16 protein-coding genes are annotated in these 21715 nt (G+C 55.0%); 3 read left to right on the plus strand and 13 right to left on the minus strand.

Features of this window, described 5'->3' with window-relative positions; genetic code table 11:
* Positions 1 to 26: 26 nt before the first annotated feature.
* From AC6I8D_RS13270 to wbaP, 10 genes are all read right to left on the minus strand, one after another.
* Positions 27 to 1061 carry a glycosyltransferase gene (locus tag AC6I8D_RS13270; RefSeq protein ID WP_312055487.1) on the minus strand — a complete coding sequence of 345 codons (1035 nt, stop codon included), beginning with the start codon at positions 1059 to 1061 and terminating at the stop codon, positions 27 to 29.
* A 46-nt stretch (positions 1062 to 1107) separates the two neighbouring features.
* Entirely contained in the window at positions 1108 to 1860 is a 753-nt protein-coding gene (locus AC6I8D_RS13275; protein WP_312055486.1) for a glycosyltransferase family 2 protein, read from the minus strand.
* Between the two features lie 78 nt (positions 1861 to 1938).
* Positions 1939 to 2856, minus strand: a complete 918-nt coding sequence (locus AC6I8D_RS13280) for a glycosyltransferase family 2 protein (protein WP_312055485.1) — start codon at positions 2854 to 2856, stop codon at positions 1939 to 1941.
* A 75-nt stretch (positions 2857 to 2931) separates the two neighbouring features.
* Positions 2932 to 4110 (minus strand): acyltransferase family protein, encoded by a 1179-nt coding sequence (locus AC6I8D_RS13285; RefSeq protein WP_497820331.1) that lies wholly within the window; start codon positions 4108 to 4110, stop codon positions 2932 to 2934.
* 35 nt (positions 4111 to 4145) lie between these two features.
* Positions 4146 to 4850 (minus strand): SGNH/GDSL hydrolase family protein, encoded by a 705-nt coding sequence (locus AC6I8D_RS13290; protein ID WP_312760269.1) that lies wholly within the window; start codon positions 4848 to 4850, stop codon positions 4146 to 4148.
* Between the two features lie 17 nt (positions 4851 to 4867).
* Positions 4868 to 6007, minus strand: a complete 1140-nt coding sequence (locus tag AC6I8D_RS13295; RefSeq protein WP_312055482.1) for an EpsG family protein — start codon at positions 6005 to 6007, stop codon at positions 4868 to 4870.
* 280 nt (positions 6008 to 6287) lie between these two features.
* Positions 6288 to 8465, minus strand: coding sequence for a tyrosine-protein kinase Wzc (gene wzc, locus AC6I8D_RS13300; protein WP_312055481.1), 2178 nt, complete (start codon positions 8463 to 8465; stop codon positions 6288 to 6290).
* A gap of 12 nt (positions 8466 to 8477) precedes the next feature.
* A complete protein-coding gene (locus AC6I8D_RS13305) occupies positions 8478 to 8912 on the minus strand; it encodes an arsenate reductase/protein-tyrosine-phosphatase family protein (protein WP_312055480.1) in 435 nt (144 codons plus the stop codon).
* Positions 8913 to 8921: 9 nt separating this feature from the next.
* Positions 8922 to 10061 (minus strand): polysaccharide export protein, encoded by a 1140-nt coding sequence (locus tag AC6I8D_RS13310; protein ID WP_031375327.1) that lies wholly within the window; start codon positions 10059 to 10061, stop codon positions 8922 to 8924.
* Between the two features lie 290 nt (positions 10062 to 10351).
* Positions 10352 to 11785 (minus strand): undecaprenyl-phosphate galactose phosphotransferase WbaP, encoded by a 1434-nt coding sequence (gene wbaP, locus AC6I8D_RS13315; protein ID WP_312055479.1) that lies wholly within the window; start codon positions 11783 to 11785, stop codon positions 10352 to 10354.
* 787 nt (positions 11786 to 12572) lie between these two features.
* Between wbaP and AC6I8D_RS13320 the strand changes: the two genes are divergently transcribed.
* Complete coding sequence (locus AC6I8D_RS13320) at positions 12573 to 14144, plus strand: TerC family protein (protein WP_312760272.1); 1572 nt, start codon at positions 12573 to 12575, stop codon at positions 14142 to 14144.
* Between the two features lie 13 nt (positions 14145 to 14157).
* Here AC6I8D_RS13320 and asmA read toward each other — a convergent pair whose 3' ends face one another.
* From asmA to udk, 3 genes are all read right to left on the minus strand, one after another.
* A complete protein-coding gene (gene asmA, locus AC6I8D_RS13325; protein WP_312055477.1) occupies positions 14158 to 15981 on the minus strand; it encodes an outer membrane assembly protein AsmA in 1824 nt (607 codons plus the stop codon).
* A 15-nt stretch (positions 15982 to 15996) separates the two neighbouring features.
* Positions 15997 to 16578, minus strand: a complete 582-nt coding sequence (gene dcd, locus AC6I8D_RS13330; protein ID WP_031375323.1) for a dCTP deaminase — start codon at positions 16576 to 16578, stop codon at positions 15997 to 15999.
* 83 nt (positions 16579 to 16661) lie between these two features.
* Entirely contained in the window at positions 16662 to 17303 is a 642-nt protein-coding gene (gene udk, locus AC6I8D_RS13335; RefSeq protein ID WP_312055476.1) for a uridine kinase, read from the minus strand.
* 157 nt (positions 17304 to 17460) lie between these two features.
* Between udk and AC6I8D_RS13340 the strand changes: the two genes are divergently transcribed.
* Both AC6I8D_RS13340 and AC6I8D_RS13345 read left to right on the plus strand, forming a co-directional pair.
* Positions 17461 to 18195: a phosphatase PAP2 family protein gene (locus AC6I8D_RS13340; RefSeq protein WP_497820332.1), complete on the plus strand. Its 735-nt coding sequence runs from the start codon at positions 17461 to 17463 to the stop codon at positions 18193 to 18195.
* A gap of 155 nt (positions 18196 to 18350) precedes the next feature.
* The gene (locus AC6I8D_RS13345) at positions 18351 to 21686 is read left to right on the plus strand and encodes a diguanylate cyclase (RefSeq protein ID WP_497820333.1); all 3336 of its coding nucleotides are present in this window, start codon (positions 18351 to 18353) and stop codon (positions 21684 to 21686) included.
* Positions 21687 to 21715: the final 29 nt, after the last annotated feature.

Raw genomic sequence — 21715 nt, forward strand, 5'->3', positions numbered from 1 at the left:
CGCAAGGGCGCTTTTCCAGCACCGAATTACACCAACGCCAGCCAGCTTTGCTTGATTTGATTACCGTCGAATTTCAGCGCGGTCTGTTTTGTTTTTTCGCTCATGGCATAGAACAGGGCGTCGTCGCTGGCGAGTTGTTCCATCCGCGCCAGAAAGGTGCTTTTGTCATTCATCGGCACCAGGAAGCCATCTTCACCGTGATTGATGATCTCCTGCGGCCCGGTCGGGCAGTCATACGCCACTACCGGCAATGACCAGGATTTGGCTTCCAGCAGCACCAGCGGCAGACCTTCATAGCGTGAAGTCATCAGCGCCATGTCGCTGTCGCGGTAGTAATCGTTAATGTTGCTGACCTTGCCGACAAACTTCACGCTGTCGGTAATGCCCAGCACCGCAGCCTGATCGTGCAACTGCTGACGCAGTTCGCCGTCACCGGCAATCACCAGCGTCCAGTCAGGATGAGAACCGGCAAAGTCGCGCCAGATATCCAGCATCAAATCAAAGCCTTTCTGATTATCCAGACGCCCCACGGCCAGCGCCTGACGATGACGCGTCTGGCGTTGATAGCCTTTATAAACCACCGGATTCGGGATTTGCTTGCTGGGAATGCGCCAGCGGTTGAACACCTGATGATCTTTTTCGGTCAGAACAATCACGCGGTCGTAGTAGCGCAGCAGCAGAAACTTGAGGAACTTGATCGGTTTGCTGAAGGAGTTAATGGCGATATGTTCGCAGGCGTAGGCTTTGCCCCGCTTTTTCTTCATCGCCAGCAGGTTCCAGAAGGCGAACATCACGCTGAGGCGACCCATGCTGATCAGGAAAACGGTGTCGAAACCCTCTTCATGAATGCGCGCCACCGCGCTCTTGATCGGGTTGCTCTGCCCTTCAAAGCTGACGATCTGTTTGACGTGCTCAAACGGATAGAAGGTTTTTCCGCTGCCTTCCAGCGAGTAAATGGTGACGTCGTGCGTTTCGCCAAGACACTCTGACATGAAGTTACAGATGTTCTCGGTGCCCGCATACGAGTAGGCATCTTTGATCACCAGGACAATTTTTTTCATGAAACGCTATCCACCTCAAATAATAAAGACAATCCTGCCGATTGGCTTAACGATGCTTCAGGGTAAACAGCACGCCATTCACCATATACCAGCCGTAATAGTAATAGATTTTTAAAGGATTGTTTTTATAGATAATTCTTAATAATTCGAGGTGCCATTTCGCCGCTTTGTTCTTATTGCGGGAAAGGGAATCACCTAATTCGTAATAATTGACCAGAATGGTCTGAATCACGCGCGCCTGCCGGTAGCGGGTGAACAGTTCATACAGAAACAGGAAGTCTTCGTGGCCCTTACGCTGGAAGAAGATGCCCTCAGGCGGACGACGGAAACAGACCGACGAAAAGCAGACGCGATACTGCTTCTTCACAAAGTTTTCCTGCTGCAGATAGGGCTTGCTGTAGGTGATATCGTGGTCGGCATTGCGGGTTTTGTAGTGATATTCGGTGATAACAAAGTTGTCACCCGCGGCGATTGCCGCCACCTGCTGCGCCAGTTTGTCGGCGTGCCATTCGTCGTCACTGTCGAGAAACGCGATGATCTCTTCGCTGGCGGCCCGCAGCCCGACGTTACGGGTTTCGGCGGCGCCCATGTTAACCGCGTTGTCCAGAATGGTTATGCGCGGGTCCTGACACTGTTCCTGCACCCAGGCGAGTGAATCGTCGGTCGACTTATCGTTGATCAGGTAAAGGTGCCAGTCGGCGTAACTTTGATTGATAACCGATTGCACGGCGCGTAATACCGTCTGACGTGCGTTATACATAGGCATGACAATGCCGACGGTTCCAACGTGATTATTCATCTTTAACCCAGAATAATAAGCAAAATAGAGAGAGAGAGCTGCTCCTGGCGTCAGGAGCAAAGAGAACCAGACTGCGCATCAGGAGAGCGCTTTTTCACCGCCAAAACGCGCCCGGAGCTTGTCTTTGACCCGGTTCATAAAGTAAGCGCGGTTATCCTGGTTGGTGAGGAAGAAGTAGCGGGCAAACGTCAGGCTCGCCATCATTCCCTTGCCGTCCATCTTATAGCGCAGCGGCAGCTTAAAGGCTTTGTAGGTGTGGATGTCACGCGGGGTCAGGTGCGGCTTCATCGCGTCGAGCCAGAACATCGAGTAATTCACCGACTCGCCTTTGTGCTTCGAGCCGAACTTCGTCACCAGATGGTAATTGGCCAGCGGCGCGGCGATCATCACGAACTCATAGCCCATGCGATCGGCACGAATACAGAAGTCGTAATCCTGATGGCGGATATAGCGGGTATCGAACTGAATTTTTGCTGCATCTTCGCGTTTCAGCACAATGGTGCTGGTCTGAATAAAGCCGTAGCAGCCGAACAGATACTCGGCGACGGTTTCATTTTTACCCGGTGGCTGCATCGGCATCACTTTCAGAAAAGCACCATCCTGATAGATGTTCACCTGGCTGAAAATCACCACGTTCTGCTTGCCCTGGGCGTCCAGCTGCGCAATTTTTTCGCTCACCTGACGCAGTTTATCGGCGTGCCACTCGTCGTCGGCGTCGAGGAAACTGACGTAATCGCCGGTTGCCAGCTCAATACCTTTGTTACGCGCGCCTGCGCCGTTGAGCTTAACCTCGGAGAGCACCAGGTTAATATTCAGGTCCTGATAGCGCTCACTGCGCACCACTTCAGCCAGAGCGGCCGCATCGGCGGACTTATCATCAACGATGATCACTTCAAAATTGCGATACGTCTGCGCTTTAACGCAATCCAGCGTCGTCACAATCGATTCTGACGCATTATAAGCAGGAATTACGATGGAGAAGCGAATGTCCTTCATTGCCAGCACCTCATTAAAAACAGTTCCAATTTCAAAGATATAACGTTTGGACGTAGCAGGGTAACCGGTGATGTCCTAATTTGTCGGCGAGGTTTCGATCGCCACTTTTTTCTTATTGCTGCTGCCGATAAACGGTTTTTCCACATACAGGTAAGTCAGTTTTGCCACGTAAAACGACACCACAAAAAACAGCGTGGAAAGCGCGGTATAAAGAACAAAATCGTGCTGCAGTGCGGGTAGCGGCAGCTGCTTAATGAAATAGAGCACCACGCCGTGCATCAGATAGAGGCTATAACTCACTTCGCCAACCGACATCAGGGTCTTATTTTCCAGCAGACCAAAAAGCGCATTGCCGCTGCTGACGATGAAAAACACCAGCGCCAGACAGCAGAGAAAGATCAGGTAGAAAAACTCGCTGCTGGTAAAGAACAGCGCCACCACGGCGAGCACAATCGCCAGACCCGCTGCCTGAGCGGAGTTGCGGCCCGCTACCCAGCGGTCGCGGTACTGCCAGGCCAGATAGCCCATCGCGAACCCGAGCACCGGACGCGGATCGGTATAGGCGGTGCCCCGCAACCGCAACGCCACCGCAACCACAAAAATCACCCCAATCGAGCCGAGGATCAGCCACGTTTTGTAGCGGCCACCGGTCACGCGGTTAAGCAGGTAATTGAGCGGAATCGACAAATAGAGCAGCCATTCCAGCCGCAGCGTCCATTCGACGCCAGCGTTAACGTTGGCGGTCATAAATGAGCCAATATGATAATTGCCGACAAACAGCAGCCACAGCAGCGCCTGCTTCAGCGACGTCAGGTTCAGCAGCAGGTCGCCGTGTAACCAGCCAATCGTCACCACCACCAGTCCCGAAAACCAGAACATTGGCGCGATGCGGCGCAAACGCGATTTCATCAGCTTGTGGGTCAGCTCGCCGGAGGTCAGACGGTCGTTATCCAGCCAGCGGTAAAACAAAAAGGCCGAGATCATAAAAAACAGCGCCACGCCAAACTTGCCGCTGTTGACAAAAAAGTTGCCCTGAGAAAGCAGGGAAAAATAGTCTTTATCAAATATCCAGTCATGATCGCGTGCGTAGACATAATGCGCGAAGTGCGAAAATGCCACGATGCTGGCCAGCAGCGCACGCAATCCGGAAATGCTTTTAATACCGCTTTCGTTGTAAATGCCACGATGGAAAGAGAAAGCCCGCAATACCAGCAGCGCCAGTCCCAGTGAAAGCACCATCATCAGTACGTACATACCGCCCTGCTCCTGAAGTCCATAAAATCATTACGTTAGCTGGTGGTTTTAAACACGCTGTCAAATTGCTGGCTGAGCAGCTCAAAAGTCTGTTCAGCTTTCTTTTTATACAGCGTTTTAGTCGGGTGAATACAGTCGGCAGACATTTCGCTGCGCCAGTCACCCTGCTGCTTAATCAGCTGATACTGTCGGACAATCGGCACCTGCTGCTGCTGTGCCACCTGGTTCAGCTGGTAAACATAGGGCCAGACGTTCCAGCGCTCCGCCCGCCCACACAGCGGATTCGGCTGTTGCAGCACCACCTGTTTATGGTGCGCTCGGGCGGTTTTAATCAGGCTGGTCAGGGTACGATTAAAATCCGCAGGGCTTTCTGCCCCGGCCGGCCGATTTTTAGCCGAGTAGACGCGCGCATCGTTAATCGCGTAATTGATCAGGATGATACGCGCATCGGACTGCGCCATGCGCTGCTCCCAGCTGACCGGCGACCTGCTCAGCTCGGTGAGCTGAGCACCGGGCGAGCCGTGATTTTCAATGCGCACCGCCGGACCATATTTCTGCTGCAACATCTGCTGCAGATAACTGATTTCGTTCTCTTTGCTGATGATGTTGCGCCCGCCTGACGAGGTCACGCCAGCGGTGGTGGAATCGCCATAGGCCGCGATAACAATCGCGGCCGGCGCGCTCGCCGCCTGCACCAGCAGCGGCGAAGCGATCAGCAACAGCGGCAGACAGCGTTTCATTGCCAGCCCCGGTTTCATCAGTGAACCAGTTTAAATTCGCGTGCCACCTCGTACCCCACCACTGCCTGCTTCAGGGAGATGGTGTTGTAGTAGAGGTAGTACATCTGGAAGAAGACAAACATGGCAAACATCGCCGGCTTCCAGACCCGTTTCGACTGGTAAATCAACAGCGTCAGAATGACCGGCTCCACCTGCAGCAGGTAGTTCGACAGACGCGCGCCGGAGGAGTAGTTATAGAAGAAGATCCTGATGCCGCCACCGATGGCAAAGGTGATGATCAACAGGTAGTTCATCCGCCACGCATCGTAGTTATCACGCTTGAGCTGGTTGCTCAGCATGAAATAAACAAAGATGAACACCAGCGCGACGTTCTTCAGGTTGGAAACCGAGAAAACGCTACCGGTGGTCGCCGCTGCAGAGTTGTCGTTGTTGTAGTTGGCTGCCCTTTCACCCAGTGCCCCGAGATGGCCGGCAATCACCGACACGAAGCCCATCCCGCCGACTTTAGAGGCCGGGATACTCAGCACAATAATCGCAATCGGCCACCAGCGACGTTCACGCATAAACAGGAACGGGATCAGCGTAACCACCATTACGGCGGTGTTGTGGCTGAGGAATGACAGCACAAAGAAGCCGGTTGCCAGCCAGTAGCGCCGCAGGTAGAGCGCCCAGATCACCCCGAGAAACAGAGCCGAGCTGAGACCAAAGCGAATCTGGTTCATATCTTTGTTAATGAAGATATGCGCCGAGTAGAGCGCCAGCGCCATCACCGGATACGGCGACAGCTTTTTGAAGAAGATTGCGTTGGTGCCCACCGCCAGGATGGAAAAAACAAACAGGAAGGTGCTGGCGTTATGGGAGATCAGGCTGGTCAGGGTGGCGATCGCAAAAATCAGCGGTTCGTAGCGGAAGAATGCCACGGTATTGAAGAAGCCGTTGACCTGGATACGCCGGATAAAATCTTCGAAGAAGTTGCGGTATTGGTAGTCATCCATCCCGGTGCCGAGACCGCGTATGCCGCCGAAGACAATCAGCGTTACGGTCGCGATGCAGAGCAGATAAGTCAGAAGATGGTTGGTTCGTTCGTCTTTTTTCAGCAGGAGTTCAACCAGCGACATCACCAGTAAAAACCCTGATACATACCAATATGGAGCCATGGTGTGATTCCTTAATTCCACAAGTTCTCATGCCAACAGTCGGCGACGCTGATTGCCTTCCCGGCTGACGTCTCAGCGTGCCCGGCGCGCTGACCCTTCCGGGCGGGCGACAGGCTGATGCCATGCTGGTGATGAATTCTGTTGAGTGACGCTCGCCATGCGATTTATACCTTCATCGCTTTTGTTGGTTATATACAGAATCACCTGTGTAAATTGATGCGTGTCGTCATTCAAAGGTGCGATAAAAAGGGGCGGTCAGACCGCCCCTGCAACTCAGTGATTAGCTTTTGGTTGGTTTACCGTATTCGTAATCGTAATAGTCATAACCATAGCCATACGCATTGGCTGCTTTACGCACCACGGCGTTGAGGATCACACCTTTAATCTCAATACCGTTCTGGGCAAAGCGTTTGAAGCTGACATCCACTTCTTTAGTGGTGTTGGCCTCGAAACGCGCCACCATCAGCGAGGTGCCGGCCAGCTTACCGATAATTGACGCATCGGTAACCGCCAGAATCGGTGGCGTATCGATTAACACCAGGTCGTAGTTCTTGCTCGCCCAATCCAGCAGCTCACCCATGCGACGATGCATCAGCAGTTCAGACGGGTTCGGCGGGACCTGGCCACGTGGCAGGAAGTCGAAACCGTAAACGCCATGCTGAATCAGCGCCGGGCTGAACTCCGTTTTACCGGACAGCACGTTGGAGAGGCCTGATTTGTTATCCGCGCCCAGCAGTTCGTGGGTGTAACCACGACGCATGTCGCCATCGATAAACAGCACGCGTTGACCCGCTTTCGCCACCAGAGTGGCCAGGTTGGCACAGATAAAGGTTTTACCAATACCCGGGCTGGCGCCGGTGATCATCAGGATGTTGTTTTTGGCTTCCATCATCGCGAAGTGCAGGCTGGTACGCAGGCTACGAATCGCTTCAATGGAGAGGTCAGTCGGATTACCCAGCGCCAGCAGCGTTTCGTGCGGATCGCTTTTCACCTTGTTACCGCGACGTGCCAGGGCTTCGGTGTCCTTCTTACGCTGCCACTCTGACAGTGGAACACTGGCGTAGACATTCATGCCCAGCTCTTCCAGCTGATCCGGGTTTTCGATGCCGTGATGCAGCAGCGCTTTCAGCAGAACCAGGCCGACCGACACGAACAGACCTAACAGCAGGCTGGCGGCGATAATCAGCATTTTCTTCGGTGCTACCGGCGAGTTAGCGGTTTCGGCGCCATCGATGATGCGAACATCACCCACGGTGCTGGCTTTGCTAATGCCCAGCTCTTGCTGACGGTTCAGCAGCTGCATGTAGATCTCCTGACCGGACTGCACGTCACGGGTCAGACGCAGGATTTCCTGCTGAGTCTGTGGCATACCAGAGATTTTCTTGTTCAGCTGAGCCTGCTCACCTTCCAGCGTTTTGCGTTTTTCCAGCAGCGCGCGGTAAGTCGGGTGATCTTTGGTGAACAGCTGAGACACTTCGGCTTCACGGAACGTCAGTTCGTTCAACTGGCTCTGCACGCTGACCGACGAGTCGAGCGCTGATTTCGCTTCCAGTGACAGGTCAACCGATTCGTTCTGACGACGGAAGGTGTTCAGCTTGTCTTCTGCTTCATCCAGTTTGGCGCGAACCTGCGGTAACTGAGTGCGTAAGAACTGCAGGCTCTTCTCTGCCTGCTCAGACTTGCGCTCAACGTTCTGCAACAGATAGTTGTTGACGATCTGGTTCAGCACTTTGCTGATCTGCTCGGGATCTTCACCCAGATACTCCAGACCCAGCACGCCGGTGTCTTTACCTTTGTCGGCAACGGTCAGGTTAGACAGCACCGAACGGATCGCCTGCAGATTGTTCAGCTTGGTCACGGTGAAGCTGGTGCCTTCATCGGCGTGAATCTCGCTCACCAGCATGGTGATATCGCCGTGCGACTCCAGCTGACCGACTTTACCTTTGAACAGTTCATCGCCATCTTTCGACACGGTGTAGCTGTCCGGACCGGTGACTTCCAGTTCAACGTTACGCTTGTCGATAGTGCGTGGGATTTCCAGCCGCGAAATCGCGATGTTTGATGGCTTGTTGCCCATCAGGCGTGACAGACCTTTACCGATCACCGGGAAGTAGTTCTGCTCAACCACGGTGTCCAGACCCAGATCGTCAACGGTTTTGCCGATCACCATGCGCGATTCAAGAATCTCGATCTCAGTATCTGAGGCAGGTGTTGGTGGCAGAATGCTGTCCAGTTCGTTCAGAACGGTGCTGGCATTCTTCTGCTCAACCTGGACTAAGGCATCGGCGCTATAAATCGGTGTCGCAAACAGTGTGTAGAGCGTGCCCGCCAGCATAAAGAAAGCGGTAACGGCAACAATGATCCAGCGATGATCAATAAGCTGTCCCACAAGATGCGCCAGATCCCATCCATTCGAATCCTCTCCCGGCGCGGTTCTAACCTTGTTTTTTATATTCATGGATAATCCCAACTATCGGCTTAATACGTTGACCCATTTCTGGGTAGCGTTTTCCAGTAACCCGTAAACCTCTTCAAAGGCCTCACGGCTTTTTCTGTACGGATCCGCAATTTCTCTCTGATTGAGCCAGTGCCCAAGCAGCATGGTTTTGCCACGCGCGGCCGGGTCAATGCGATTCACCTGTTCAATCTGACGCTTCTCCATCACCAGAATCAGGTCAACGTTGCGGCACATCTCTGCCGTCAGCTGTTGTGCCTGATGTCCTTCCAGCGACAGGCCATGTGCGGCCGCCACGTCGCTGGCGGTCTGGTCAGCCGGACGCCCTACCAGGGCGCCCAGACCGGCCGAACTGACCTGAGTATTGGGAAGCGCGCGTTTAAACAGGCGCTCTCCGGTGGGAGAGCGGCAGATGTTGCCGACGCATACGACTAACACGGACGTAATCATGGTGAAACCTTAGTTTGACCAGTTGCGGATACGCAGTGCGCTCTCGCTCACATCGTTGATACCCGCAATGGTTGGCAGTAACTGCGAGATCACACGGTTCCAGCGCGTAAGCGGCGTGGAGGTGACATAGACGATGTCGTACGGTTCCAGTTGGAATTCAGTACCCATGACCATTGATGCCGCATCTTTGGTATTCAACTGATAGATGTTGGCAATCTTGTTGCGATCGGTGCCGCGCAGTGGACGGATAACGAACACGCCGGTGGCGTCAGAGGTGGTTTGATCCATCCCGGCCGCGTTGCCCAGCGCTTCAGCCAGCGTCATGCCGCTGCGATCCATTTTCAGGGTCGCCTGCTGCTTCACTTCGCCCATCACAAACACTTTCAGATCGTCATTACGCGGAACGTAAAGGATATCGCCTGGGTAGAGCAGATGGTTCTGGCTCAGGTCGCCGTTCTGCATCAGTGCCTGCAGTGAGACGCGCTGTTCGCGACCGTTGTGCGTCAGCACCACGTTGCGCCAGTCCGCATCCGCTGCCAGACCGCCTGCGGCGTTGATGGCATCCAGAATCGTCAACGGCACGTTGGTAATCGGCTGCTGACCTGAGGTGGTCACCGAACCGGTCACGTAGGTCTTCTGCGATTTGAACGAGGCGATACTGACATCAACCTGCGGGCTTTCGATGTACTGCGCCAGGCGACGGGCGATTTCATTACGCACTTCGCCGACGGTACGGCCTGCTACGCGGACTTTACCAATGTATGGGTAGAAAATCGTACCATCTGAATGTACCCAGTTACCGGTGTCGCTGGCGCTACGGTACTGACCGGCCGGCGTGGTTAACTCAGGGTGATCCCAGACGGTTACGGTCAGAACGTCGCCGATACCGATACGGTATTCATAGTTCTGAATTTCGTTCTGCAGAGAAGGGTTCGCCTGAGCCACCAGTGGCTTAGGACGCATTTTCTCGACCAGCGTTGGGGTTAACGGAAAGACATTGACGTACTTATCGATGTCAAAGTTGCTGTCCTGCTGCTCAATGACATCTTTTCCCGATGTGGAAAGGCGCTGACCTGGTTCGATCGTACACCCGCTAAGAAAAGTGGCGGATACCAGCAAGGGTATCAATTTCATTTTGATTGTAATCATTTAGATCTTCGCTATCAGTTATTGATTGATAGAGGCGAATACGCCGCTGTGTAAGCGTCCAACAAAAAGTAAAACTAACTTAATTAAGCACTGAACCTGTCGTTCATTATCCTTTGCTCCAATTGTTATAAGTAGTAACCATCTATCAGGGCGGAATAACAGTAGCAGAGGATTACGCAACGGTAATGACAATCTACTTTCTCCCTGACGATGGTCGCTAACAACGACACGCCTGACAACGGCACCGAACCACGAGAGCGCGCGGTTAACGCGCTCTTATCGCCTCACAATCAATACGCACCGTCTCGCTTCAACACCACACCGACTGTTTTAAACAGAATGGCGATGTCATTCCACAGTGACCAGTTTTTCACGTACCACGAGTCGAAATAGACGCGGGTTTCGTAGTCAACATCATTACGACCGCTGACCTGCCACAATCCCGTCATGCCTGGCTTTGCCATCAGGTAATAATCAACATCACCGGCATAACGACAGAGTTCATCTTCAATAACCGGACGGGGACCGACCAGGCTCATGTCGCCGCGCACCACGTTCCACAGCTGCGGCAACTCATCAAGACTGGTTTTCCGGATAAAATGGCCCACTTTGGTAATGCGCGGGTCATTTTTCAGTTTGAAATCTTTGTCCCACTCCGCGCGCGCCACCGGGTCGGTACGCAGCACTTCTTCCAGCACTTCTTTAGAATTAATCACCATCGAGCGGAACTTCAGGCATTTGAATTTGCGGCCATTCATGCCGACACGCTCGTGTCCATAAATTGGCGGTCCACCGTCGCGGCCGACCAGGAAGCCCAGTACCAGCAGCGCCGGCATCAGCATCAGAATAATCGACAGAGCACCGACGATATCAAAGGCGCGCTTCAGGAAACGCGAGGTGCGTTTCGCCAGATTGTTCTGTACGCGTAAAATCATCACTTCGTGGCTGAAGATATACGCCATATCGGTGCCGTACAGCGGAACGCCGCGTAATGTCGGGATGACCGATACCGAACGGCAATTGTGCATCGCCAGCGATTTCAGCCATTTATCACGATACTGGCTCTGCTCAAACTCCACCGCCACGATAAACTGGGTTTCGCTATTGGTCAGGCTCCACAGCTCCTGCTCATCGCGCAGCACCGGCACGCCATCGAGAATGCCTTGCGGACAGGTGCCATCTACGTCGTAGAAGGCGATGACGTCAAAACCCATCACCTCTTCGCTCTGCAGCGCCTGCCAGGCTTCATGGGCATTTTTGCTGCTGCCGATAATAATGGTCTGCTTTTTCCACAACCCGTAATGGTTGAGCACTCGCTTAGAAAGCGCGCGGCAGGTCGGGATGAAAATAAGCGCCAGCAGCCAGGTCAGTAACCAGACAAAACGCGACATCTGCCACTGCGACAATGCGGTAATCGACAGATCAATAACCGAGAATATAAGAATGGTACGAAAAATTTCTTTTAATTCGAACCAGAAAGGTTTGCGGTATGTATAGTGACGCAGCCTGACCCAGAACCAGCCAATACAAATTACTGACAGGCAGATGTGGGTGGCAATTTTTAAATTCATTTCTTTTTCAGAAATATCTGCCAGTGGCGAATCCGACTGCATATTAATTAGCATCATCGCCACAAAGAACGCTGCGTTGAAACAAATTAAGTCTGAGCAAGCCAGCATTAATTTGGTGATAAGACTTTTAAACGTAAATTCTGTATCGCGCATATTTAACTCTTTATTTTATTTCCTTAAACCCGCCACGTCTCTCGCCTGTATATTTATTGAGCGGTATAAATTCTCAGGACTGAGCCGTTTCTGAGGGGAGCTCCTGCGGCCTTTACGCCAACGATCTTAACCATAAAACCAGCATTATTGTGATTAATTCCAACAGATTACTCTGACTTTAACCGACCTGAAAGGCGCTCATTTAATAAACGATAAACGCGATTCAGGCACGCTACCGCCCTTGGCTGTCGCTGCCAATACCGCTGTCATCATTCAAATTGCTCTGCACAGAGCGTCGCATTGACGCTTAATGCATCAGTTATCGGACGAGATCACAATTCACAACATTTGACGTCGATGGGTCACGCGAATTACGACATGGGCGCAGACTTTTGCAAACTCGTTGCTATACTAGTTATTACTGGCTTGTTTACAAGTAGGCCCCGCCATCCCTGGACTATTTTAGGAAAAAGACTACCAGCCATTAGTATTGACGCCTCAGCAGCAGTGCAATCCTTTCTTCATAATTCAGATTAATGCCATGTCACTACCAGGATAAATCGCATAAGCCATACAGCGGGATATCCCTGCATTTGAAAATATCACCCGTCATCTGTGCTGCTGAATCAGTGCGAATTTAATCAAATCATCTCCTGTACGGTGACAAAATTATTGCGGCTGGATTGCTGCCAGCGGTGGATCACCGCCGGCTGCGGCATTTGTACCGGGCGTCACACTCCACTATCATCAGACAAAACTCAATTAAAGACATTCAGGTAAATAACGCATGCTGGAGGTTATTGCAGATCCGTCACTGTGGGCAGGATTAGTCACGCTAATCGTTCTCGAACTGGTTTTGGGTATCGATAATCTGGTGTTCATCGCCATTCTGGTTGAGAAGCTGCCCGCGGCGTTGCGCGACCGCGCCAGGGTGATTGGCCTGCTGATGGCGCTGGTGTGCCGTTTACTGCTGCTGGCCTCGCTTTCCTGGCTGGTTACGCTGACCCAACCGTGGGTGACGCTGGCGGGTCACGCGTTTAGCGCGCGCGATCTGTTACTGCTGTCAGGCGGAATTTTCCTGCTGTTTAAAGCCACAACGGAGTTAAATTCGCGCCTTGAAGGCCATGATGATGACGCCGGTCAACAAAAAGGCGGCGCTAAATTCTGGCCAGTGGTAGCGCAAATCGTGGTTCTGGACGCCATTTTCTCGCTCGATGCGGTGATTACGGCGGTCGGAATGGTCAATGATTTGCCGGTAATGATGATTGCGGTGACCATCGCCATTCTGTTGATGCTGCTGGCCAGTAAACCCCTGACCCGCTTTGTGAACAGTCACCCGACCATTGTCATTCTCTGCTTAAGCTTTTTACTGATGATCGGCTTCAGCCTGGTAGCGGAAGGCTTTGGCTTTGCGATTCCGAAAGGTTACCTCTATGCAGCCATCGGCTTCTCGGTGCTGATTGAGGCGCTGAATCAACTGGCGCAGTTTAACCGTCGGCGGGTGCTCTCGGCTGGCCGGCCGTTACGTCAGCGCACTGCCGAAGCGGTGCTGCGGCTACTGCGCGGCGCGGCGGAACCGGCAGAGCTGGATGCGAAAACCTCTTCGCTGATTGCCGACAGTGACGCGACGATGCTGTTCAACCGCCAGGAACGGGTGATGATTGCCCGGGTACTGGGGCTGGGACAGCGCCACGTTAACAGCATTATGACCTCACGTCATGACGTTGAACATATCGACCTGAGCGACGATCCGGCTGAAATCATGGCGCGCCTCGACCGTAATCAGCACACCCGGATTCTGATGACCGACCACTCCAGCGAACCGCTTGGCGTGGTCCACGTTATCGATCTGCTGCACCAGTCGCTGCATAACAACTCCCTCGATTTGCGGGCGCTGATTCGCCAGCCGCTGGTGTTTCCTGAACGCCTGACGCTGTTGCAGGCGCTGGAGCAGTTTCGCCAGGCGCATACCCATTTTGCCTTTGTGGTGGATGAGTTTGGATCGGTTGAGGGGGTGGTCACCCTGAGTGACGTGATGGAAACCATTGCCGGTAACCTGCCAAATGAGGCGGGCGAAATCGATGCCCGCTACGATATTCAGATTCAGGGTGAAAACCACTGGATAGCCAACGGCCATATGCCGCTGGACGACCTGGCGCTGTATGTGAAATTACCGCTGGAAGAGCAGCGGGATTACCATACCCTGGCCGGCTTACTGATGGACCGGCTGCAACATATTCCGCAGGAAGGGGAAGAGCTGCAGCTGGGAGACTACCTGTTGCGGACGCTACAGGTAGAAAATCACCGGGTGCAGAAAGTCGAAATTCTGCAACAGCCGGTGATGGATTATCAGGTCTGATGCGCTGCGCCGTTTACGGGCGCAGCAGCTTCTGCATATTCTGTTTATTGTCGCTCTCTGGCTGACGTTCGATCCATTTATCTAACCGCGACTTCGCCTCGTTCTGCAGCCGGTCGCGCAATACCGCATCCACCGGTAATGAATATTGCAGATCGTTCCAGCTGCCGTACATCCGCAGCGGGATCGGTTGATCGGAGAGCGCGGCCACCAGCTCTTCATCGCCTTTCCAGCCGCTGATCTTCAGCCCCAGCGTCACGTCAAGCTGCTGCTGCACCATGTTCACTTTGCCCGCGCCCTGCAGCGCCAGATGCTGACCGTTGCCGCTCAGCTGGCTGAAGCTGAGTTCGCCGCGATTCAGCGCCAGCTGGCCGCTGATCTGATCGATGCCCTGATCCGGCTGGTCGTCACTGCTGACGCGGTTACTGGCCCGCGCCACCGCGCGCCGCACCATCTGCTGCAGATTGAGCTGTGCCAGTTTAAGATGGCTGGCGCTGATTGCCGCCCTGCCCTGCCAGCTGCGCTTCGCCTCGGCCACGCTCAGTGTGTCACCCGCCAGGCTGCCGTTCAGGCTCACCGTTCCCTGCAGGCTTTCCGGCAGTTCAAAGGCTTTAAGCAGCGGCTGAATGTCAATCTGACTCAGCTCAGGCTGCAGGCTAACGTGGGTCACTGGCTGGCGGATATCGATGCTGCCCGGAATCGAGAAACTGCCCTGCCCCAGACGGCCTTGCAGGGTGTTAAGCGTCATCAGGCCGCGTTGATTGGTGGCATCAATGGCCAGCCCGGTCAGCGGTAACCCGCGCCACAGCGCCTTATCAGCCTGAACTTTGAGTGTCAGGTCGAGGCTGTTGAGCGGTGAATCGGCGTTACTTTTCTCACGCGGCTGCGCGATTACCGGCGAACGGGTCACCGTCGCCCGCTGTGCGCCCGGCGCGTCAGCGTCCGGCGTATCGGTCAGTAGATTATCCAGATTGAGGTTGCTGGCTTTAAGGTCGAGCGCCAGCCGTTGCGGCATGGCCAGGCGACCATCGGCCTGGCCGGTCAGGGTGCTGTCGTTGGCCGTAAGCTGCAGATTACGCAGGGCGAACTGCTGGCTGTCGGCATTCCAGTCAGCCTGGCCACTCAGCCTGCCTTTGATCCCCTGCGCCGGCATATCCGCACCGGACAGGCTGTAATCGAGCTGCTCTATCTCACCGCTGAGGCGATGCGGATACTGCGCCGCATCCAGCCGGCCCTTCAGGTTCACGGTGACGTTGCGCTGATTGCGCGTCAGGCTGGAACTCAGGGTCAGCGTGGCTTGCTTACGCGCATCCTGTTCCAGATTGAGATTAAAATCGCGGAAGTTATATTCGTCGCCGCCCGGCTGTTGCCAGATCAGCAAACTGTCGGCCACCCGCAGCTGGGCGATGTCAAACGACCAGCCGCTGGACGGCGCAGAAGGCTCGGCGTTACGCGGACCCTGCGGGGCATTTTTTGCCGGTTGCGCGGCGCTGTCGGGCGTCACCCGCACCACCGCATTCTTCAGCATCACCTGGGTTACGCTCAGCTGATGTGACAGCAGCGGCCAGAGATCGACATCCAGCCGCATATTGTCCGCCGTTACCAGCGGCTGGCTGGCACCCGGCGCGGTCAGGCTCATGCGTCCGGCCAGGATGCTGAGTTGCGGCCAGACGTGCCAGCGCAGATCGCCGCTGACCTGAAGCTGATAACCACTGCGTTGTTCAACCTGTTGCACCATATAGGCACGAAAGTCGTTGGGATTTACCAGCAGCACCAGTGCGGTCATTCCCGCTACGACCACCACTAACAGGATGGCCAGCGTGGTTATCACTCTCTTCATTACATCCTCAGTAAATCAGTCTTTGTCGATACGGCTCGCGTCAGCGCCCTGCTGACCGCGGTATTTTGCATCTTCACGCCGGTTATAGGGACGCGCTGCCGGGCCGGAAAGCGGCTCGAAGCTCAGCGCGCCGATTAACATGCCGGGACGCAGCGCCAGCGGCAGTTTACCTGAGTTATAGAACTCCAGCACGATGCGTCCCTGCCAGCCAGGATCGATACGGTGTGCGGTGACATGCACCATCAGGCCGAGTCGCGCCAGTGAGGAGCGCCCGTCCAGCCAGCCGACCAGATCGTCCGGCAGCGTGACCGACTCAAGCGTCACCGCCAGCGCCAGTTCACCGGGATGCAGGAAAAAGGCTTCGCCGTCCGGCAGCACGATTTCATCGCTCATCACCCGGTCCAGCGCCGCGCTCACTTCATGTTTCGGACCACTGAGATCGATATAAGCCGCCGTGTGGCCGCTGAACGTACGAAACTGATTGCCCAGTCGTACATCGACCGTGGCACCATTAATCCGCTCGACGGGCGGGCGTGGCTCAATGGCCAGCTTGCCATTATCCAGCCAGGCTTCAATATCGCGGTCGCATAATCTCATTGCGCTAACTCCATGACGTAAGTGTAGCGAACAGGCGCCCTAGTGGGTGCCGCCTGTGCGCATCACATCCAGACAGACGTGAATTATTCAAAAAACTGATTAATTTTGGCTTTGAGAATATCAATGGCAATGCGGTTTTTCCCGCCGCGCGGCACAATGATATCGGCGTACTGTTTTGAGGGTTCGATGAACTGCAGGAACATCGGACGCACGGTTTTCTGATACTGACTCATCACTGAATCCATCGAACGGCCACGCTCATTAACGTCACGCTTCATGCGGCGCATCAGGCAGATGTCGAGCGGGGTATCAACGAAAATCGAGAAATTCAGTTCCTGACGCAGACGCGCATCGGTTAACAGCAGAATGCCTTCAAGGATAATGACCTTTTTTGGCTTCAGGTGCAGGGTTTCCGTGGTGCGGGTGTGTTCAACATAACTGTAGACCGGTAACTCAATATCCTGGCCGGCTTTAACCGCCTGCAAATGCTGCAACAGCAAATCATGATCCATCGCGCTGGGATGGTCATAATTGGTTTTAACCCTCTCTTCCATGGTGAGGTGACTTTGATCTTTGTAATAAGCATCTTCCGGGATAACCCCGATATGCTCGTCACCTACCTGATCACGGATTTCACGATAGAGCGTGCTGGCAATTAAACTTTTACCGGATGCGGAAGCGCCGGCAATGCCTACAATCACGCACTGATGAGACTTGTCAGTCATACTTTTTTAAGACCTGATAACTGGAGCCTGCCACTGGTCACGCATTACGCGTCCAGATGACGGGCCGAAATGGAGAGGGTGTGTTCGCGCTAAGTATAGGGATTTCGGCGTTTTGATGCCAGAGAAATGGCGCGGCTGACTTTTCAGACTTTCTCCTTTGGACGCCACTCATTTCACCGATAAACTAAGCACACACTGTAATATAAATAAAACCGCCGGCGCGGCGCGCTCAACGCGTGTCTGCCGGGTACGACCGACCGATCCCATCAGGAGTTGTATGCTCTGGAAGACTTTGACTTATTTTGGCGACAGCATGCTGTTGATTCCGACAGCGGTGCTTATTGCGCTGATTTTACCGTGGAAAAGCGATAACCGCCGTACGGTACTCTATTGGGTGGTCGCCTTTGGCCTCGCCGGACTGCTGGTCAGCCTGTCAAAAATTTTGTTTCTCGGCTTTGGTATTGGCAGTGCGCGCTTTAATTTTACCGGTTTCAGCGGGCATAGCGCGATGTCAGCCACCCTGTGGCCGGTGATGCTGTGGCTGATTTCTGGCCGCTGGCCCGCCCTGTGGCGCGGCCTGGCGATTGGCGTCGGCTATATGATCCCCTTGATGGTGGGCTTCTCGCGCCTGGTGATCCACGCCCATTCTAAAAGTGAAGTGGCGACCGGCCTGCTGCTCGGCTTCACGCTGAGCACCGTCTTCCTGATTTCACAGCGTGGTACCGCGCTCAAAGGGTTCAGCTGGCCGCAGGTTGGCGCCGCGCTGTTAGTGCCATTTGTCCTGTTAAGTCATGGCCGGGTAGCCACCACCCAGCAGTTCCTCGAACGGTTTTCCGCCAGCCTGGCCGGTCTGGAAAAGCCTTACACCCGCGCCGATCTTTTCCGCCAGTAATCAAAGGCTAACTTTCTCTGCCCGTCAATTCGCCGAATAACGGGCAACTTTGATTTGCCCCCTTTTTTCTTATCTGAATGTGCTAGCATGCTGAAAGAGAATGACTGGTGCCTGGTTCGCCGTTACGGAACCGCTGCGCCCTGCCGGACGTCTGCATGACCATAGAGATCCCCTACCTGCACAATCGACCGAAAAAGCGCTGGATCTCTGCGCTTTTACTCGGCTGCTCGCTGTTTGCCCTGACGCTGTTCTGCCTCGAGCTGATCGTGGTCAGCGGTAAAATTTCTCCGCTATGGTTTCCGACTGCCGCCATGACGGTGGTGGTTTTCCGCTGCCCGTCACGCCAGCTCCCGCTCTACCTGACGGCCTGCGTGCTCGGCACCGCCTGTGCCAATGCAATCATCATCGGACCGGCCCTCTCTAACATTAAATTTGCCCTGCTTAACCTGCTGCAGGCGGGTCTGGGCGGAATACTGCTGCGGGCGTTCCTCGATCGCCGTGCGCCGCTCAGTTCACTGCATGACTGGGCGCGACTGGTGCTGTCAGTCGGGATTTGTACGCCGCTGATCGGCGGGCTGATGGCGCTGTGGGTACTGCAGGTTAGTGGTCACGCCTCGTTTCCGTTCTTTTATACCTGGGTGATCTCCGAGATTATCGGCATGCTGGTGCTCGGTCCGATGCTGCTGTTGCTGCCGTGGCCGCTGCGCCGTAGCCAGCTGGGCGAACTGCACCTGACGGAATTCTTTTTGACGCTGACGGTGACGCTGGTGGCCAGCTATCTGGCCCTGCGCTATCTGCCGTGGCCGTTCACCTTTATTGTGGTGATTCTGTTCTGGTGCGCCGTCCGGCTGCCCAAACTGCAGGCGTTCGTGCTGTTTTTTCTGAACGCCAGCTTTATGTCAATGCTGCTGGCCTTTGGCCTGGTCAGCGTGGTGAACAATAACGGTGCGCTGGGACCGGTCTCCAGCTGGCTGCCGTTCCTGCTGGTGCTGATCCCCAGCCACATCATGTCGCTGGTGATGGATGCGTTTCGGCGTGAAAAAAATCATATCAGCGAAAGCGAAACCCGCTTTCGCCACGCGATGGAATACTCGGCGATTGGCATGGCGCTGGTCTCACCGCAGGGCAGCTGGCTGCAGGTTAACCACTCACTCTGCCAGACGCTGGGCTATCCGGAAGATGAACTGCGGCGGCTGACCTTTCAGCAGATCACCCATCCTGACGACCTCAGCAACGATCTGCAGCAGCTGAGTAAGCTGCTCGGCGGTGAGATTGACACCTACACGCTGGAAAAGCGTTACTTCCGCAAAGACGGTGAGATTGTCTGGACCCGGCTGACGGTATCGCTGGTGCGCGATCCCGCCCATCTGCCGCTCTACCTGATTGCCCAAATCGTGGATATCTCTGAGCTGAAACAGAGCGAGCAGGTCAACCGCCGGCTGATGGAGCGTATCACGCTGGCCAACGAGGCGGGCGGCATCGGCGTGTGGGAATGGAACCTGCTGACCGGCGAGATGCTCTGGGACAAGCGGATGTATGCGCTGTTTGGCCTGGCGCCACACGAGTCGCCCAGCTATGACTTGTGGGTGCATTTGCTGCATCCTGGCGATCGGGAGCATGCGGCGCTAACGGTGCAGCAGGCGATTGAACTGCGCAGCGCCTTCCATATGGAATACCGGATTGTTAACGCCGAGGGCCAGCGCTGGGTGCGCACGCAGGCCAACCGCATCCTCAGTAAAGAGGGACGGATTGAGCGGATGCTGGGGATTTGTCAGGACATTACCCCGTTACGCAACCTGAACGACGCGCTGTTTCAGGAAAAAGAGCGAATGGCGATCACCCTCGACTCGATCGGTGAGGCGGTGATCAGCACCGATGAAGCGATGCGCGTCGCCTTTATGAATCCGGTGGCCGAGAAGATGAGTGGCTGGTCGCAGCAGCAGGCGGCGGGTAAACCCCTTAGCGATCTGCTGCACATCACCCAGGGCCGTAACGGACCGCAGACTGAAAATCTGCTGCTGTGTCAGCTACCGCGAGAGAAAATCACCCCCGACCTGGATCAGGATCTGGTGCTGCATACGCCGGATGGCGGGCACATCGACATTCATTACAGCATCACCCCGCTACGCTCTGAGGCCGGACTGGAACAGGGTGCGGTGATGGTCATCCAGGACGTCAGTGAATCGCGCAAACTGATGAAGCGCCTGAGCTACAGTGCGCTGCACGACACCCTGACCCGCCTGCCGAACCGCGCCAGCTTCGAGCACCAGCTAAAACGGCTGCTGTATGATGCAGCGGAACATCAGCATCATCACGTGCTGGTGTTTATCGATCTCGACAGATTTAAAGCGGTTAACGATAGCGCCGGTCATGCGGCGGGCGATGCGCTGCTGCGGGAACTGTCCGACCTGATGCAGCATCATCTGCGCAGCAGTGATTTCCTGGCGCGGCTGGGCGGCGATGAATTTGCGTTGCTGATGCCCGACTGTCAGGTTGAGCAGGCCTGTGAGGTGATTCAGCGCATTGTCACCACGGTCAATGACTCCCGCTTCCAGTGGCTGGGCCGCCTCTATCAGGTGGGGGCCAGCGTCGGCGTCACCCAGATTTCACCGGACAACTGCCAGAGCAGTGATGTGCTGTCTCAGGCCGATATCGCCTGTTACAACGCCAAACGCAGCGGTCGCGGCCGCTATGTGGTGTATGAGCAGCACCGGTTGCCGCTGGCGGGCAATCATCAGGGCCTCGACGCCGCGATGATCGACTCGCTGCAGATAGAGCTGCCGGCCTGGGCTGTCGCCCCGCCGAATACGCCACAGTCGGCCTTTCTCTGGCTGCTGGAGGTACAACTGTTAACCCCGGACGGCCTGCTGATTGATGAAACGCTGCTGCGCAATAATCTGCCGGATGAAGTACTGCGCCGTCAGCTGGACAATAAAATTGTTGAGGCCTTGTTCCAGCACGATGTGCAGGGGCTGAATGAAAAAGGCATTGCGGTGGTTCTGCCGCTTAGCGCCCAGGCGTTGCTGGATGCCGATTTTGTCCAGCAGCTGTGTCACCGTTTTGTGGCGGCGGGCCTGAGTGACAGCCGCTGTGGCTTCGCCTTCCCGGCTGCCAGCGTGTTAAGTCAGGGCGATCGGCTGCACAGCGCACTGCTGCAGCTGCGTCAGAGTGGCTGCCGCATCGTGCTGCAGCACTTTGGCCGCAACCTCGACGCCTTCAATCAGCTCAGCGATGAGTGGGTCGACTGTCTGGTGCTGGCACCTGAACTGGTCTCCAATGTGCATAACAATCTGATGGATGAGATGTTGCTGACCATCATCCAGGGCCAGGCGTCGCAGCGCAATATTGCCCTGCTGGCCGGTCCGGTTTCGGTTCCGGCGGTGCTGACTACCCTCGCCAGTCTGGATGTGGACGGTGTCTGGGGCAGCGCGGTCGCCGAACGTCAGCCGCTGAGCGTGCTGGCCGAGGCGCGCTTTTTTGCCATCCGTTAAATCCACCGTTACGCGCTTGCTACCCTGCT

The sequence above is a fragment of the Pantoea sp. X-Soil-MYKO-1785 genome (assembly GCF_059730675.1).

Excerpts from the sequence above, each read along its gene's own strand:
- AC6I8D_RS13345 (WP_497820333.1), top strand. The coding sequence starts at position 18,351 with ATGACCATAGAGATCCCCTACCTGCACAATCGACCGAAAAAGCGCTGG.
- AC6I8D_RS13270 (WP_312055487.1), bottom strand. The coding sequence starts at position 1,061 with ATGAAAAAAATTGTCCTGGTGATCAAAGATGCCTACTCGTATGCGGGC.
- AC6I8D_RS13310 (WP_031375327.1), bottom strand. The coding sequence starts at position 10,061 with ATGATTACAATCAAAATGAAATTGATACCCTTGCTGGTATCCGCCACT.
- AC6I8D_RS13280 (WP_312055485.1), bottom strand. The coding sequence starts at position 2,856 with ATGAAGGACATTCGCTTCTCCATCGTAATTCCTGCTTATAATGCGTCA.
- AC6I8D_RS13305 (WP_312055480.1), bottom strand. The coding sequence starts at position 8,912 with ATGATTACGTCCGTGTTAGTCGTATGCGTCGGCAACATCTGCCGCTCT.
- udk (WP_312055476.1), bottom strand. The coding sequence starts at position 17,303 with ATGACTGACAAGTCTCATCAGTGCGTGATTGTAGGCATTGCCGGCGCT.
- AC6I8D_RS13295 (WP_312055482.1), bottom strand. The coding sequence starts at position 6,007 with ATGGCTCCATATTGGTATGTATCAGGGTTTTTACTGGTGATGTCGCTG.
- AC6I8D_RS13320 (WP_312760272.1), top strand. The coding sequence starts at position 12,573 with ATGCTGGAGGTTATTGCAGATCCGTCACTGTGGGCAGGATTAGTCACG.
- dcd (WP_031375323.1), bottom strand. The coding sequence starts at position 16,578 with ATGAGATTATGCGACCGCGATATTGAAGCCTGGCTGGATAATGGCAAG.
- wzc (WP_312055481.1), bottom strand. The coding sequence starts at position 8,465 with ATGAATATAAAAAACAAGGTTAGAACCGCGCCGGGAGAGGATTCGAAT.
- asmA (WP_312055477.1), bottom strand. The coding sequence starts at position 15,981 with ATGAAGAGAGTGATAACCACGCTGGCCATCCTGTTAGTGGTGGTCGTA.
- wbaP (WP_312055479.1), bottom strand. The coding sequence starts at position 11,785 with ATGCGCGATACAGAATTTACGTTTAAAAGTCTTATCACCAAATTAATG.
- AC6I8D_RS13290 (WP_312760269.1), bottom strand. The coding sequence starts at position 4,850 with ATGAAACGCTGTCTGCCGCTGTTGCTGATCGCTTCGCCGCTGCTGGTG.
- AC6I8D_RS13275 (WP_312055486.1), bottom strand. The coding sequence starts at position 1,860 with ATGAATAATCACGTTGGAACCGTCGGCATTGTCATGCCTATGTATAAC.
- AC6I8D_RS13285 (WP_497820331.1), bottom strand. The coding sequence starts at position 4,110 with ATGTACGTACTGATGATGGTGCTTTCACTGGGACTGGCGCTGCTGGTA.